At 39.8% G+C, this 14,156-nt stretch carries 15 protein-coding genes; 8 read left to right on the forward strand and 7 right to left on the reverse strand.

The features are described 5' to 3' along the window. The first annotated feature begins 257 nt into the window (after positions 1 to 257). Both ACFX4R_RS01060 and ACFX4R_RS01065 read left to right on the forward strand, forming a co-directional pair. Positions 258 to 1,004, forward strand: a complete 747-nt coding sequence (locus tag ACFX4R_RS01060) for a YwaF family protein (RefSeq protein ID WP_162214851.1) — start codon at positions 258 to 260, stop codon at positions 1,002 to 1,004. 140 nt (positions 1,005 to 1,144) lie between these two features. Further along, complete coding sequence (locus ACFX4R_RS01065; RefSeq protein WP_028410982.1) at positions 1,145 to 1,663, forward strand: NAD(P)H-dependent oxidoreductase; 519 nt, start codon at positions 1,145 to 1,147, stop codon at positions 1,661 to 1,663. Between the two features lie 28 nt (positions 1,664 to 1,691). Here ACFX4R_RS01065 and ACFX4R_RS01070 read toward each other — a convergent pair whose 3' ends face one another. Both ACFX4R_RS01070 and ACFX4R_RS01075 read right to left on the reverse strand, forming a co-directional pair. Beyond that, positions 1,692 to 2,057 carry a hypothetical protein gene (locus tag ACFX4R_RS01070; protein WP_014458652.1) on the reverse strand — a complete coding sequence of 122 codons (366 nt, stop codon included), beginning with the start codon at positions 2,055 to 2,057 and terminating at the stop codon, positions 1,692 to 1,694. A 214-nt stretch (positions 2,058 to 2,271) separates the two neighbouring features. Beyond that, positions 2,272 to 3,228: an LCP family protein gene (locus ACFX4R_RS01075; RefSeq protein ID WP_372482311.1), complete on the reverse strand. Its 957-nt coding sequence runs from the start codon at positions 3,226 to 3,228 to the stop codon at positions 2,272 to 2,274. A gap of 312 nt (positions 3,229 to 3,540) precedes the next feature. Here ACFX4R_RS01075 and ACFX4R_RS01080 point away from each other — a divergent pair, with 312 nt between their 5' ends. The 3 genes from ACFX4R_RS01080 to ACFX4R_RS01090 all read left to right on the forward strand — a co-directional run bounded on the left by ACFX4R_RS01080 (position 3,541) and on the right by ACFX4R_RS01090 (position 6,193). Continuing rightward, complete coding sequence (locus tag ACFX4R_RS01080; protein ID WP_162214849.1) at positions 3,541 to 4,215, forward strand: hypothetical protein; 675 nt, start codon at positions 3,541 to 3,543, stop codon at positions 4,213 to 4,215. 75 nt (positions 4,216 to 4,290) lie between these two features. Further along, a complete protein-coding gene (locus tag ACFX4R_RS01085) occupies positions 4,291 to 5,391 on the forward strand; it encodes a M24 family metallopeptidase (protein ID WP_377568345.1) in 1,101 nt (366 codons plus the stop codon). Between the two features lie 223 nt (positions 5,392 to 5,614). After that, on the forward strand, positions 5,615 to 6,193 hold the full coding sequence (locus ACFX4R_RS01090) for a suppressor of fused domain protein (protein WP_013084584.1): 579 nt from the start codon (positions 5,615 to 5,617) through the stop codon (positions 6,191 to 6,193). A gap of 41 nt (positions 6,194 to 6,234) precedes the next feature. Here ACFX4R_RS01090 and ACFX4R_RS01095 read toward each other — a convergent pair whose 3' ends face one another. From ACFX4R_RS01095 to ACFX4R_RS01105, 3 genes are all read right to left on the reverse strand, one after another. Continuing rightward, positions 6,235 to 7,176: a DMT family transporter gene (locus ACFX4R_RS01095; protein WP_013084583.1), complete on the reverse strand. Its 942-nt coding sequence runs from the start codon at positions 7,174 to 7,176 to the stop codon at positions 6,235 to 6,237. Then, on the reverse strand, positions 7,173 to 7,853 hold the full coding sequence (locus ACFX4R_RS01100; protein ID WP_377568348.1) for a GntR family transcriptional regulator: 681 nt from the start codon (positions 7,851 to 7,853) through the stop codon (positions 7,173 to 7,175). Before ACFX4R_RS01100 ends, ACFX4R_RS01095 begins: the two co-directional genes overlap by 4 nt. A 75-nt stretch (positions 7,854 to 7,928) precedes the next feature. Then, positions 7,929 to 8,447: an acyl-CoA thioesterase gene (locus tag ACFX4R_RS01105; protein ID WP_034649541.1), complete on the reverse strand. Its 519-nt coding sequence runs from the start codon at positions 8,445 to 8,447 to the stop codon at positions 7,929 to 7,931. Between the two features lie 150 nt (positions 8,448 to 8,597). Between ACFX4R_RS01105 and cuyA the strand changes: the two genes are divergently transcribed. After that, positions 8,598 to 9,590 (forward strand): D-cysteate sulfo-lyase, encoded by a 993-nt coding sequence (gene cuyA / locus ACFX4R_RS01110; protein ID WP_097824394.1) that lies wholly within the window; start codon positions 8,598 to 8,600, stop codon positions 9,588 to 9,590. 35 nt (positions 9,591 to 9,625) lie between these two features. Here the strand turns inward: cuyA and ACFX4R_RS01115 are convergent, their stop codons facing one another. Continuing rightward, complete coding sequence (locus tag ACFX4R_RS01115) at positions 9,626 to 10,975, reverse strand: sensor histidine kinase (RefSeq protein WP_043978408.1); 1,350 nt, start codon at positions 10,973 to 10,975, stop codon at positions 9,626 to 9,628. Then, positions 10,972 to 11,643 carry a response regulator transcription factor gene (locus ACFX4R_RS01120; RefSeq protein WP_043978411.1) on the reverse strand — a complete coding sequence of 224 codons (672 nt, stop codon included), beginning with the start codon at positions 11,641 to 11,643 and terminating at the stop codon, positions 10,972 to 10,974. The genes ACFX4R_RS01115 and ACFX4R_RS01120 overlap by 4 nt, the downstream gene beginning before the upstream one ends. A 222-nt stretch (positions 11,644 to 11,865) precedes the next feature. Between ACFX4R_RS01120 and ACFX4R_RS01125 the strand changes: the two genes are divergently transcribed. Together ACFX4R_RS01125 and ACFX4R_RS01130 are read left to right on the forward strand one after the other, a co-directional pair. Beyond that, positions 11,866 to 13,140 (forward strand): S1C family serine protease, encoded by a 1,275-nt coding sequence (locus tag ACFX4R_RS01125; RefSeq protein WP_013084577.1) that lies wholly within the window; start codon positions 11,866 to 11,868, stop codon positions 13,138 to 13,140. Then, a complete protein-coding gene (locus ACFX4R_RS01130; RefSeq protein WP_377568353.1) occupies positions 13,137 to 14,039 on the forward strand; it encodes a peptidyl-prolyl cis-trans isomerase in 903 nt (300 codons plus the stop codon). Before ACFX4R_RS01125 ends, ACFX4R_RS01130 begins: the two co-directional genes overlap by 4 nt. Positions 14,040 to 14,156 lie beyond the last annotated feature (117 nt).

The following is a 14,156-nucleotide window of genomic DNA, read 5'->3' on the forward strand; positions in this document are numbered from 1 at the left end:
TATTTTAGTTGTTTCTAGCAGTTGATTGGAGGGCAACGCGAAGACTCCCGCGGAAAGAGAAGTCTTGCATGGAAATCAACTGAGGTGCAAGAAGTGATTCATGCTCGATTATTTACTCCATTCGTCCATCTTTAGATTGGCGTGATTTCGTTATGTCTCAATCTCTTTTTAATGCGAGAGAAGCATTAATGAAAATGAGGTCTTATGAACAAGCTAAAGGTACCAAATTTGTTTTCTGATGGAAGGAAGGCGCTTTTATGAATTCATTTTTTACGTGTCATCCTGTACAACATTCCTTTCAGCTTTTTTCAGTTGAACATCTTGTAACTTTAGCTATTATCGTGATCATAGGAGCATTTATTTTTTTGTGTCGAAAGCATCTGGGAAAAAAGAGGTTTGTGTTCATTTTGCTTTCACTCATTCTAATTGCTTCAGAAACAGCCTACCAGGCTTGGGAAATCGGATGTCATCGGTGGTCTGCTGAAACTTCCTTGCCTCTTCAGCTCAGTGATATAGTCGTGCTGCTGGCTGCTGTTATGCTGATAACCAAAAACAGGTTTCTTTTTTATTTTGTGTACTTCGCAGGAATCAGCAGCTCTGTTCAAGCGATGATTACCCCGGACCTTGGCGGCTATGCGTATGCCCAGTTTCGCTATGTGCAGTTTTATGTATCGCATGGCGGTGTGGTACTTGCTTGCTGTATGCTAATTGCTGTTTGCAGATATGAGCCGACGTTTCGTTCTTTGTGGGTAAGCGTAGTATTTGTTAATCTGTACGGGGGGGTTATCTATGTCATGAATCGTTTACTCCATGCGAATTATTTATACATGATGAAAAAGCCAGAGCACGCTTCCTTGCTGGATGTTCTTGGACCTCATCCTTGGTATTTAGTATGGATTGAAGGAATCATGATTCTTAGCTTTCTTGTCCTTTATCTGCCGTTTTGGGTACATAAAAAAATTAAAGGTGATAAAAGCAAAGTCAATTTTGTTGAAGCAAAATGATAATACTGGTAGTTTATAAGTGTAAACTAACTCGGATTTCTTGAAGGAAAAGGAAAGAATTACTGAACGAGCCGTGAGAGGCAAGCGTAAAAAATAGAAAAGAAAAAAGCAAGCACAGACATCAGAAGGAGAGTATCAAAATGAAAACACTGGTTATTTTAGCACACCCAAACTTAGCATCTTCTCGTATTAATAAAGCGTGGGCAGAGCGAGTAAAAAAAGAAGAGAATGTGTACGTTCATGATTTATACGCAAACTATCCCGATTTCAAAATTGATGTAGAAAAAGAGCAGGAGTTAGCTGTTCAATTCGATCGTATTGTTTTTCAATTTCCATTTTACTGGTACAGCTCACCAGCACTCTTAAAAGAGTGGCAAGATGTTGTCTTAACATACGGATGGGCTTATGGAAGCAAAGGTACTAAACTTCAGGGAAAAGAGTTTGTCGTAGCTACTTCAACAGGAGGCCCTGCAGAAGCTTATCAAGAAGGGGGATACAACCGTTATCCAATGAATCATCTGCTTCTTCCGTTTCAAGCTACGGCAAATTTAACAGGCATGAAGTTCCAAACGCCATTTTTATTTCAAGGAGCAGGCGGTGAGCTGAGCGACAAAGTCATTCAAGATAGTGCTGAAAGCTACGCTCAATTACTAAGGTAATAAAAAAAAGCTGCGTTAACGCGGCTTTTTAATTTACATTTGTTCGTGAAAAAGAAGTAAGCAGCTTTTGAGGAGCAATATCTAATCCTTCAATGAGTAATCCTGTCATAGCAGTTAGACTCCCGACTTCAAATGATTCCCCGGCTCTCCAAAATGCGGATTCACCTTGTTTGATATAAATTTTCAGTCCGTTATCGCCAGCTACCCAGCCTTCCCCGTGAACGACTAATAGAAGCTGTGGAATCGTAGCTTCTTGACGGGGAGTATAATCATTTTCTTGAAAAGATAAAAAGCTAATTTTGACATCTCCAGTATGAGAAAGCAATGGATTCACTTTATAGGTAGAATGAAGAAAGGAACGCTCTTCTTCAGATTGAAAACCATATAATTTCATACGTTCATCTCCTTGAATCAAAAATATAAAAAAGAAGTCCTTCTCCTTTCATATACGCATGTAGTAGAAAAAATAGAACTTCAAAGAAATAGCTGTTTCCTGGAAAATAGCTTCATTTTTTGTCGAAGCTCAAATTTTTTTGAAGGATAGGGAGGAAAAACAGAAGTTTTTTTGAATAGTATAAAAAAAGGTGTCCGCTAATGGACACCTTTTCCTAATTTAAAAATGACTGTAACGCTTGTTTGTTTTCTTCAAGGTCGATGCTTAAAACAGCACCAATACCGGATACTCGTTCATTTGAATAGGAACCTTCGACCGGTAAACGAAGAGATTTTAAATCTGGCTGATTCCCAACTAAGAAATCTTTTCCTATCACGATAAATGTTTTTGGAGGAATATTTGTATCCACATATGGATCAATGACGCCCCATAGCTTAGGAGCTTTTGCCAGCGTCTTTACTTGAAGAGCTTCATCCATTAATTTACCGATCACTTCTTGTTGACGCTTCACGCGCCCGAAATCACTTTGGCTATCATGTCGGAATCGCACGTATCCTAGTAATTTATCTCCGTGAAGAGTTTGCTTTCCAGGTTTTAGCGTCATGCCAATTCCTGATGACATTTCGTGCGGCACGGTAACCGTAATTCCCTCAGGGGCAATCGTATCGGCAACTTTAGAAAAACCTTTAAAATCAACAACGGCATAATAGTTTACATCTACGCCGAAATTTTCTTTAATTGTCTTACGCATTAATTCGGGCCCGCCAAATGCATAGGCTGAATTTAATTTGTTTTTGCCATGTCCAGGAATATCCACATATGAATCACGCATCAAAGAAACAATTTTAGGCTGATTGCTGTCTTTGTCATAATGAGCAATCATGATTGTATCGGCACGCGAATGTTCTTCACCTCGAGAGTCAATTCCAAGAAGCAGCACATTCATGCTATCTAAATTGGCACTTGCACCATTAAAATCAAATTGTCCATCTTTCCCAAAAGCTCCGTCTGCTTCTGCTAACCCTTGTTGGTATTGATAATACACATACGCACCAGCGGCGATTACAAGAATGAGAAAGAAAAGAAGTAGCTTTCTAAAGCGTTTCTTTTTTCTTTGCTTTTTTCTTTTATGTTGTTTACGTTCTGTACGTTCTTCCAAATGTCTCACCATCGCATTCAAAAATATTAATACTTTTTTGTTTGAAACCAATTATGCAAAAAATTATAAAACGACATAATAAAATTAACACTAAGGAATTAGATTAGCAAGTACGTTCACTAGTAAATCTGCGAAGACAGCTAAAATAAGAGAAGTGTACAAATAGAAGAAAGAGGAAATAAAGGTTATTTTTTTCAAGGATCTTTGTTATAATCTATCATAGTTAGGGGAAAAGTTCTGTCTTTTAAGAATGGAATAAGAGGAAAGTCTCTATTTGGGGAGAATCAAATATAGGTCTAAATGTAGAAAAAAGGAGTGAAGCGAATGAGTATATATGTGTCATCTTCGAACCTTGTGCTGATTCCAGAAGCGGCGTTAAGTCATTGGAAACCTTATGGCGCGGGGGAATTGACCGGAGCTATTATTTCAGGTAAAGATAGTGCTGAAATAATTAAAGAGCTTAATCAATCGTCTATTCTGCCTTTTACAAGTTTTTTCTATCGAAAGCATTTTGTTATTCTGTTTGATAAAGAACAAGTGAAAAATCATTTTGAACAGCTGCTTTTATTATATAAATCTCAGGGATATATTTTTTATTCTTCTACTTTATACGATGATCACTGGTCCCAGGTCCTTGAAGGAACGAAGCAGCTGCTAACGGTAAATGGACAAGTGGTGCCAGTGCTTGAGCTTGAACAAAACGGTGAATTTGATGTTGTGCGTGATGAAGGCGGTCTGCACATAGTGATAGATGATGACGAAGACGAAGAGAAGCAGCTAGAAAAAAAAGTTCATGAGCTTCCGCTTGAAGAAGGTACCTATTTTATTGGCGATCCGGGATTTGTTGAAAACCGGGACATGCTGGTGAAAGAATATTTTCCTAAAGGTACGTACGAATTTGTTTATAGATACGGAGAAAATGGCTGGCTGATGAAAGTAAGTATTCAGCGAAAAGCGATTAAAGAGCAGCTTACTACTCTTCACGCGGCTTTGTCTTAACCTCTATTCATTGTACAATATTGCTAAATAACTATGTTATAATAGTAATATTGTACAATGAAAGGGGTTTTTTTAATGGAAGCACGTTTACAAAAAGTCGTATCGTGGCTAAATGAAAAGAATGTAGAAGCAGCCTTTATTTCGTCAACCGAAAACGTATTTTATTTAACTGGATTTCACACGGATCCGCATGAGCGTTTGCTTGGCTTATTTGTGTTTAACGAAGCGGAGCCGATGCTTGTTTGCCCATCAATGGAAGTGGGACAAGCAAAAGAAGCGGGCTGGAAGTTTGATGTGATTGGATATGAAGATCATCAAAATCCTTGGAAACTTATTAAAGAAGCTTTACATAAACGAAACGTAATAGATGTGAAAAAGGTTGCTGTAGAGAAAGAGCAGCTGCTGTATGCGAGAGCAGAAGAACTGCTTAGCTTATATCCAAACGCTGAGCTAGTCGGAGCAGAAGAGAAGTTAAATCAGCTGCGTTTAATTAAAGATGAGCGTGAAGTTGAGATTCTTCAAAAGGCAGCTGCCTTAGCTGATTTTGGTGTAGAAGTAGGTGTAGCTGCTTTAAAAGAAGGCGTTACGGAAATGGATGTTCTGGCTAAAATTGAATACGAGCTAAAGCGAAAAGGAATTCGTGAGATGTCGTTTTCAACGATGGTTTTATTTGGTGAAAAAACGGGAGAAGCGCATGGGAACCCAGGTCTTCGCACGTTAAAGCCAGGAGATATGGTTCTGTTCGATTTAGGTGTAGTGCTAGACGGATACTGTTCAGATATTACACGTACAGTCGCTTACAAGTCTATTAATGATAAGCAAAAAGAAATCTATGAAACGGTACAGCGCGCTGAGCAGGCAGCACTTGAAGCTTCCAAGCCCGGAACTCGCATTGGCGACTTGGACATGGTAGCACGCAATATTATTACAGAAGCAGGATATGGAGAGTATTTCTTGCATCGTCTTGGTCATGGTCTTGGCATCAGCGTGCATGAGTTTCCTTCAATGAGCCGCAACAATGACGATGTGCTTCAAGAAGGCATGGTATATACAATTGAACCGGGTATCTATATTCCAGGACTCGGAGGCGTGCGTATCGAAGATGATGTAATCATTACAAAAGATGGATACGAAACGTTAACGAAGTACCCAAAAGAATTACAAATTATTTCATAATAATGTCATGAAAAATAGAGGCTGCCATGGTGCAGGCTCTATTTTTTATGGGAAAAGAAAAAATTGGTTAAGGTTTCTCGTTTGCTTCTTGATACAATTTCATAGTATGTTACGAAACGATAACATTTCTATCACATTTTCTAAAAACTATATCGTAAGCGAGTGCAGTAGTATATGCTGTACAGTAGGGAGCTTTTTAAGGTCGCAAGCAAGGAGGTTTTTTATGAGTAATTTTACAAAAGATGAAGAATTAATTATACATAAAGCAATAGATGTATTTGGTCAAAAGGATCGAATTGAAGATTATTCAGATGAAAGAAAAAAGCATGGTATTCACGTTGTGGCGTGTGAAAACCATCCGCGTCAAGACGTAACCGCGTATGCAACGCTCGGTGGACATCAATGTCCGACAGGCTATACAGTTGGAGGGATCCCGCTTCGAATTGAAATCGTTGGGGCTTGTCATGAGGAATTCGGTATTTATTCTGCTATTTTAGCAAACTGTATTTTCCATATGATGAAATCTCATGTGTCCATCTTCCCAGGAGCTATTTATAAAGACGTTATTGCAGTGCTTGATGACAGCTTTCATATGCAGCACATTTTGCTGATTCCGCCGTTTTTATGGGATAATTTTTCAACGATTGAACTATCTGATAAAAAAGTAACGTTCCTGCAGGCCGTTCCGATTTCAGAAAATGAACGTGCTTTTGCACTTGAGTACGGAGTAGATTCGTTGCTAAGCCGCTTTGATGCTGAGCAGGTGAATGTCTTCAATTTAGAAAGAAGATCTGTTGTATAAACAAAAAGAGCGCCGACTAAGACGCTCTTTTTTGTTATTAATTAGTAGGTCAATTCTTTTTGCGGTATAGCTTTTTTATGACTTGTTTGGTAGCTGTGAAGGACCATGCCTGCTATGATAACTCCCATTCCAACCCAAGAAAGAATCGATGGCAAAGGACTTGATAGAAGGAAGACCTCTCCTAGCAGGGCAAATAAAACTTCCATCGATTGTGTAGCTTCAACTGCACCTAGCTTTTGAGAATCTTTTTTAACAAGGTCGGTTGCTGCAAAAAATAAAACTGTTGCACATACTCCTGAAAGTAAAGCAACTAAACTGCTTTGATAAATCTGAGTTGTTTTTGGTAGTCCATCGGTCACGCAGGCATAGACAGAAAGAATAATCCAAAACGGCAGGCTTGAAAGCGTCATTCCAAGCACGCGCTGAAACGTATTAAGTGACGACACTTCCATCATTTTACGGTTGCCAAGCGGGTACGCAAAAGAGGCAATTAAAATGGGAATGGTACAAAGCAAGGCAGTAGCGGCTGACAGTTCAGTCGCATGCTCAAGCTGCATGAGCACAACTCCTATTAAAATAATAAACGAAAAACCTAGCTGCTTGAAGGGAATGCCTCCTCGCTTCTTTCCTTCCTTGTAAAACAAAGGAGCTAGGAGAGACCCCGATAAAATTGTGATTTGCCAAGTTCCTGCAATAAGCCAGCCGGGACCGTAGGCTGAAGCAAAACAAAGAGGAGCGTAAAATAACCCAAATCCAACCGTGCTCCAAAGCAGCCATTTTTGAGGCTGGGCTTTTATTTCTGCCACCACAGGTTTAATACCACCCCAAAAATAAACGAGCACAAGTAAAAGAGGTACCATAAAAAAATAGCGCAGCGACGCGCTCCACGCCCAGCTGCCTCCTGATAAATCCATCGCTCGATTTAAAACGAATGTAAAAGCAAAAAAGAATGAGGCAGCAATGCCTAATAAAAGAGGCTTCACTTGGATTCCTCCTCACTTGTCAGCGCTTCACCTAGCGTCAGCCAGTTCGTTTCGACAAGCTGCGATGTCAGTGCGGCATCTTTTTGACCGCAAGCGTTTATGATTTCTTTGTGCTGATCAACCGAAGCAAGGCTAGCAAGAGACGAAAAACGAGCGATTTCCAGACGCTGAATTTTGGCGCTTGTTTGTTTTACAACACGTTCTAGCTCTATATTGCTCGCCCGTTTTAAAAAGACGGAATGAAATGCTTCATCCGCTTCGATCGCTTTAAGGACATTTCTTGTTTTGATTGCATGTTCTAGAGATTGATTGTGTTTGATTAGTTCGCCCATATCTTCTTCTTGTAACGAAGTACAAGCCAGCTTAGCAGCAAGTGCATGAAGAGCTGCGACGACAATAAAAGATTGTTTTGCCTCCTCAAGGTTTAATGGAGCCACTTTTGTAGAAGAGCCAGGTGTTGTTTGGACAAGGCCTTCATCTTCAAGCCTTTTTAATGCTTCTCGAACAGGAGTGCGGCTAACTCCAAACTGCTCAGCCAGTTCTTTATCCTGAAGCTTTTGTTCGGGCTGAAATTCAAGCATGACAATATTGTGTTTAAGTGTTTGATAGACTTCTTCCCTTAAAGAAAGTCGTTTGAGAGGTTGAATGTTATTTTTCATAAAACCAATATATCGCATATTACATTAAATAACAATGTGAAAACTAAAAAAACTTCGTCTAAAAAGCAGACAGCTGCTTTTTAGATGAAGAGCTTAATTACTGCTGCGCAAAGATTTAGATAAAATGCTCGCAATCGCTTTGCTGTGCTCAACCTGCGTTTTTTTGGATTCTTTTCGTTCAAGAGCTACTTTTTGAAGGCTTTTTTCTTCTTCAGTTTGAGCAATAACTTGAGGAACGGAGGCAGGTTTCCCGTTTTCTAATGCAACAAAGGTGAGAAAAGAAGTAGCTGCGATACGCTTAATGCCCGTTAATAAATTTTCGGCAATCACTTTAACAAAAATAATCATGGAGCTTTTTCCTGTAACAACAACGAATGCTTCATATGAAATAAAATCTTCTTCGGTGACGGGTTCGATAAAATCAACGTGATCAATGGAAGCCGTAACACACGTCTTTCGTGAATGTTTAGCTGCTGAAAGAGAAGCCGTCATGTCCATGTCAGCGACAATTTTTCCTCCAAAAAGGGTGTGGTGATTGTTTAGGTCATTTGGAAAAATGTGCTGTGATTTGACTACTCGTGAGACGCTGCAAAGTACTGCTTTTTCACTCATTGAAAACACTCCTTCAAACTGTTTATATGGTTTAATGTATGTTGACTACTTGTTCTTATGTATACAAGTTATAGAGAGCCCTTTCGTAAAAAGCTCTTCAAAAGCTTCTATATGGTAAAATAGAACAAATATGAAAGAGAGGATGAGAGCATGAACTTAACTCAATTTTCTAGAAGAAAATATACAGATTCCCCTACACCTTTAGAAAAGCTATCGGTTTTATCTCAGCAGTTAAATGGACCTTCAATTTATATGAAGCGAGATGATATGCTTGGACTGACAGGTGGCGGAAATAAGACACGCAAGCTTGAATATTTAGTAGCTGATGCAAAGGCGCAAGGAGCAGACGTGCTTGTAACGTGCGGTGCGATACAATCCAATCACTGTCGTTTGACGCTCGCTGCGGCTGTAAAAGAACAAATGAAATGCGTGCTCGTATTGGAAGAAGGCGAAAATAAAGCAAGCGATCAGCCCACAGGAAACTATTTTCTTTATCATTTATTAGGCGCTCATGACATGCGGTTTGTCGCTGAAGGTTCTGATTTGACAGCCGAAATGAAAACAGTAGAGCGAGAGCTAATTGAAAAAGGTCATAAACCGTATTTAATTCCAGTAGGAGGTTCGAATGTTATCGGTGCAACCGGATACGCTGCCTGTGCACAAGAGCTGCTTATGCAAAGCTATGAGCAGCAAATAAAGCTTAGCCATGTGGTTTGCACAAGCGGCAGCGGAGGCATGCATGCAGGATTAGTGGCAGGATTTCAAGGTCTTCAAAGTGACGTATCTGTTATTGGAATGAATGTCAGTCGTGCTAAAGAAGAGCAAGAAGTAAAAGTTGCCAAACTGACGAGTGAACTTTATGATCATTTACATAGTAAAACGCCTTTTAAAAAAGAAGAGATTGTATGTATGGATGAATACGTAGGTCCAGGGTATGCTGTTCCGACAGAAGAGATGGTGGAAGCAGTTAAACTTGTGGCCAGTACGGAAGGGATTTTATTGGATCCTGTGTATACGGGAAAAGCGATGGCTGGTCTAATTGATTTAATTCGAAAAGGTTATTTTAATAAGGATGAAAATGTGGTGTTTGTCCACTCAGGCGGTTCACCGGCTCTTTATGCCTATACATCAATTTTTTCATAAAAAAGCAAGGGATTCGAATCCCTTGCTTTTTTAGTTTATATAGGAATAGTAAGTGAAAACGTTACTCCAGTGTTCGTGTTTTCAGCCGTAATTGCTCCGTCGTGCATCGTAACAATACGCTTTACGATACTTAAGCCGATACCGAATTCACCGTTTGCTCCTTTTTTAAACGGTTCAAACAAGTGTTGAAGCACGCTTTGATCAATCGGCGGACCATCGTTGCTGATTGTACATTGAACGTTCGTTTGGTGTTTAGCAAGTGAAAGTGAAACCTTCGTCTCGGCATAGCGCAGCTGATTGTCGAGTACATTTTCAAGAACTTTTGTCCACAGTTCTTTATCTCCTTTAATCGTTGCGTTTGCGTCGTCAAATTCCCACTGTATTTCAGGGCGCCTCCACCGCAAGCGATCCACTACTTCATGAAGAAGTGCAGTAAAATCAAAGTCATCTTGTGCAAGCTGATGAGTGGACATATAGTCAAGTTTGGTTAAGTAAAGCAAATCGCGGATTTTTTTCTCAAGATTTTTGGATTCATCTTCAATAACTTTTACCGTTTGAGATAAATCACCTTTTGGATAAATGCCGTCTTGAATCGACTGAGCGTAGCTTTGAATCACCATAACCGGTGTTTTTAAATCGTGTGAAATATTTTGAAGCAGCGTTTGCTGTGCTTCATCTTTAGATACGAGCCTTTTGCGCATTTGCTCGATGGAGGCGCCTAGCTTGCCAATTTCATCGGAACGGTTGACTGTAACGGGCTCATGCCAATTTTGTTCGGCAATTTTTTTTACATCTTTTTCAAGTGATACAAGCGGCTTGCTTAAATATCTTGATAGCCAAATAGATGGAAGCCAGCTGAATAGAAATACAATTGAAATTACAAGAAGCAGCTGTTTAAACAGAGTAGAAGTGAGCGCGTTGCGATACGTATCCCACGAAAATGAAAGCAAAAAAGCAGGCTGTCCGTTTACGCTTACTTTTCGAATTACATAAAAAAGCGTCCGGTTGCCAAGATCTTTTTCATAGCGAGCGACGATTTTTCGCTGACTGATTGCATCTTCCTGTGCTTTTCTCAAAAAGTCTTGAGGCAACACCCGTGATGAAAAATACGAGATATCCGCATGTTCAGGTAATAAAATATGATCCACGGTTCGATTTCCAAGTGTTGGTTCACTGTCTTCGTTGCTAAAGTAGTATTCACCTGAGCGGCTTGGCAGTCCGTATTCTTTTAAAATATGCTGTTCATTTTCAATAGTGGTATAAATTTCATTCGTGAAGAACTGCCTGAGCGTCGTTGGGAATAAAATAGCGAGCAAAATTGAAATAAGCAGTAAAATACCGGAGATGACGAGCCAAATTTGAAATGCAAGCGACTTGTTTTTCATGCTTTCATCATCCGGTATCCATATCCATAAATCGTTTCAATTCGTGCTTGCGGCATTTTTTTACGCACGCGTCTTACTAAATCATCCACCACTCGGTCTGTGCCAAAATAATCTTCTCCCCAAATGAGATTCAGCAGCTGCTCCCGTGAAAAAGCCTGTCCAAGGTCTTTTGAGATAGTGACAAGAAAATCAAATTCTTTAGACGTTAAATCAATCGGCTTTCCATCTTCACTGACTGTACGGGTATGTAAATCGATTTCATAAGGAGTCAGCGTAATGGTATCGGTTTTCTTTTGATTGGAACCATATACGCGGTCTAGCAGTTTGTTTGCTCGAATAACTAGTTCACGAGGCAAAAAAGGCTTTGATAAATAGTCGTCGCTGCCCATCTCAAGCCCAAGAACCCGGTCAATATCGGCATCGCGGGCTGAAATGAAAATAACAGGCACTTGGGGCGTTTGCTGCTTGATTTCGCGAATGAGCTGATACCCGTCAATGTCAGGCAGCATAATATCTAAAATCCACAGATGCGGAGGAGTTGCAATCATTTCTTTGGCGTCCGTGCCGTTAAAAAATGAGCGAACGTCCCAGCCTTCTTTTTGAAGGTAAAGGGTTAAAACTTCGTTTAAATTTTGTTCATCCTCTACTAAATATAGTGTAAAGCTCAAATTTGACACCTTCCTCTGAATATATGAAAATTAAGGTAAATAAAGCATATTACGCCATATGTGCGCGTTTCTTTAAAGGTCTATGTACCCGCTATTATACTACGTGTTTACTGTTATAAAGAAATTTTTCACAATTTCACACATTGTTTTGATACTTATCCCAAACTTTTATTTTATAGTATAGATAACATAAAATTTGCTACGTTAAAAGGAGTGTTTTTCATGGATCCACGTGATTATGAAAGAGAGCAAGAACGAAAAGAAGAATATGAAAACCGCCAGCAGCGATACGATCAGTATCAGCCTGCGTCATCATCACAGCCTCCAAGAAGACGCTTATTTCCAGTGATTGCATCTTCTATCGCCGGAGCAGTACTTGGAGGAGGAATTGTGCTATACGGTGCTCCGCAGCTGGGGTTAATGGATTCAGCTGATACGCAAACAGCGAATCAAACAACGCAGACTCAAACGGCAACAACAACGAGCACAACGCCTCGAACAGTAAGCACAACCGTGAATCAGTCAGATCTTGTTTCAGTTGTAAATAAAGTATCAGCTGCTGTTGTAGGCGTGAACAATATTCAACAGCAAACAAATCCATTTTCTGGAGATACCCAAACGCAAGAAGCAGGAACGGGTTCCGGTGTTATTTTCAAAAAAGAAAATGGAAAAGCATACGTTGTGACCAATAACCACGTTATTGACGGCGCAAGCGAAGTAGAAGTGTCACTTTCAAACGGACAAAAAGAAAAAGCTAAGATTGTCGGAGCTGATGCGCTAACGGATTTAGCGGTGCTTGAGATGTCTGACAAAAATGTTGAACAAGTGGCGAAGTTCGGGAAATCATCGGATTTAGTAGCGGGTGAAACGGTGCTTGCAATCGGAAATCCTCTTGGTGAACAGTTTTCTCGTACGGTCACACAAGGTATCGTGAGCGCAGCAAAACGCTCTGTCCCTATTTCAGAAAATTGGAACGTAGATGCAATTCAAACGGATGCGGCGATTAATCCAGGAAACAGCGGCGGTGCACTTATCAATTCTTCCGGTGAAGTAGTCGGCATCAACAGTATGAAAATTTCAGAAGACAATGTAGAAGGCATCGGCTTTGCTCTTCCAAGTGATGAAGTGCAGCCGACGATTGAACAGCTGATGAAAAATGGGAAAATAACGCGTCCATATATGGGGGTAGGTCTTCAAGATGTAGGTCAGCTTTCAGCTGCAACAAAACAAAACCAGCTAGGCCTAACAAGCGATACGTCTGAAGGAGTTGTCGTAACGACGGTTGAACCATTCTCTTCTGCTTCTGATGCAGGTTTACAATCAAAAGACGTGATTGTTGCCATCGATGGAAACGAAGTCAAAACATCCAGTGATTTACGTCAATATCTATACACAAAACGTAAAGTAGGAGACACGGTAAAATTAGACGTGTATCGAAATGGAAAAAAACAAACTATTTCTCTGAAGCTTTCAGAACAGCAGGATAACAATGGATGAGTTCAACACCGTTAAAGCTGCTGCTAGCAGTATTAACAGCGTTCGGATTTTTAACCGGCTGCGGAGGGAAGCATTCAAACACGATGTTTCCTTCTGTAGAAATTAGTCAGCTATCTTCTACCAAAGAACTGGAAGCGTATGAGGGAGGCAAGGTGACAGGAGCTGAATTCAACCGTTTTTTAGCCGTTGAAGGGTTCTTAAATCCAGATGCTCCTCTAAATGATACAAGCTACCGCAAAGAGTTATTGCGGCAGCTTGTTATGCAAAAAATCTTAATTTCCCATCTAAAGACAAGCGATAAAGTACAAAAACAAGTTGAGGATATGTGGAAGCAAATTAAACGCTCATATGACGAGGATACAAGAAAACAAGGTTATGAAGTGTTAAATATTCGTTCCAGTGATGTAACCAACCAGCTAACGAATCAGTTTAAATTAGAAGAATATTTCCGCAAACAAATTACGTCTGATGAACTAACTGCTTACTATAAACGTATTGAAAACGATCTAACGCGCGTATCTTTTACGCAGCTGGCTTTTTCCACTTTACATGATGCCGCTGCCGCTGCGGCTGAACTGCAAAAGGGAACATCGCTTCAGGACGTTCAAAAAAAATATGCTGAATTCCAGACAGTGAGCAAAATAGAGAATGCTGATAATCTAAAGCTTTCAAGTCTATCTCCTTCTTTTATAGATGTTTTAAAAAAACAGCACATCGGAGAGAGTAGTGAGCCCATTAAAATGGGTAAAGTTTATTATATTCTTATTTTAAAACAAAAAGATAAAAAAACGGAATCAGAAGTCAAAGAAGAAATGATGAAAGAACTTGTTTTGAATCATATCAACCGGTATATCCAGGATCAACTGCCAAGGTTTCACGTGACGTTCAGCCTTAGGTAGTTTCCTTTTATATAGATTGATTGTTTTCAAAAAACAAGCAGGTAAAAGAGCTTTCTATTAATAGAGAGCTCTTTTACATTTTTAAGTAGACAGAAATGCCGGCACCTGATAAAATGA

This window comes from Priestia sp. YIM B13490 (assembly GCF_042787735.1).
Classification (GTDB): domain Bacteria; phylum Bacillota; class Bacilli; order Bacillales; family Bacillaceae_H; genus Priestia; species Priestia megaterium.

Bases quoted from the DNA above. Each gene is read 5' to 3' on its own strand.
- ACFX4R_RS01085 (WP_377568345.1), top strand. From the start codon at position 4,291: ATGGAAGCACGTTTACAAAAAGTCGTATCGTGGCTAAATGAAAAGAAT.
- ACFX4R_RS01075 (WP_372482311.1), bottom strand. From the start codon at position 3,228: ATGGTGAGACATTTGGAAGAACGTACAGAACGTAAACAACATAAAAGA.
- ACFX4R_RS01070 (WP_014458652.1), bottom strand. From the start codon at position 2,057: ATGAAATTATATGGTTTTCAATCTGAAGAAGAGCGTTCCTTTCTTCAT.
- ACFX4R_RS01090 (WP_013084584.1), top strand. From the start codon at position 5,615: ATGAGTAATTTTACAAAAGATGAAGAATTAATTATACATAAAGCAATA.
- ACFX4R_RS01060 (WP_162214851.1), top strand. From the start codon at position 258: ATGAATTCATTTTTTACGTGTCATCCTGTACAACATTCCTTTCAGCTT.
- ACFX4R_RS01065 (WP_028410982.1), top strand. From the start codon at position 1,145: ATGAAAACACTGGTTATTTTAGCACACCCAAACTTAGCATCTTCTCGT.
- ACFX4R_RS01125 (WP_013084577.1), top strand. From the start codon at position 11,866: ATGGATCCACGTGATTATGAAAGAGAGCAAGAACGAAAAGAAGAATAT.
- ACFX4R_RS01080 (WP_162214849.1), top strand. From the start codon at position 3,541: ATGAGTATATATGTGTCATCTTCGAACCTTGTGCTGATTCCAGAAGCG.
- cuyA (WP_097824394.1), top strand. From the start codon at position 8,598: ATGAACTTAACTCAATTTTCTAGAAGAAAATATACAGATTCCCCTACA.
- ACFX4R_RS01105 (WP_034649541.1), bottom strand. From the start codon at position 8,447: ATGAGTGAAAAAGCAGTACTTTGCAGCGTCTCACGAGTAGTCAAATCA.
- ACFX4R_RS01115 (WP_043978408.1), bottom strand. From the start codon at position 10,975: ATGAAAAACAAGTCGCTTGCATTTCAAATTTGGCTCGTCATCTCCGGT.
- ACFX4R_RS01130 (WP_377568353.1), top strand. From the start codon at position 13,137: ATGAGTTCAACACCGTTAAAGCTGCTGCTAGCAGTATTAACAGCGTTC.
- ACFX4R_RS01100 (WP_377568348.1), bottom strand. From the start codon at position 7,853: ATGCGATATATTGGTTTTATGAAAAATAACATTCAACCTCTCAAACGA.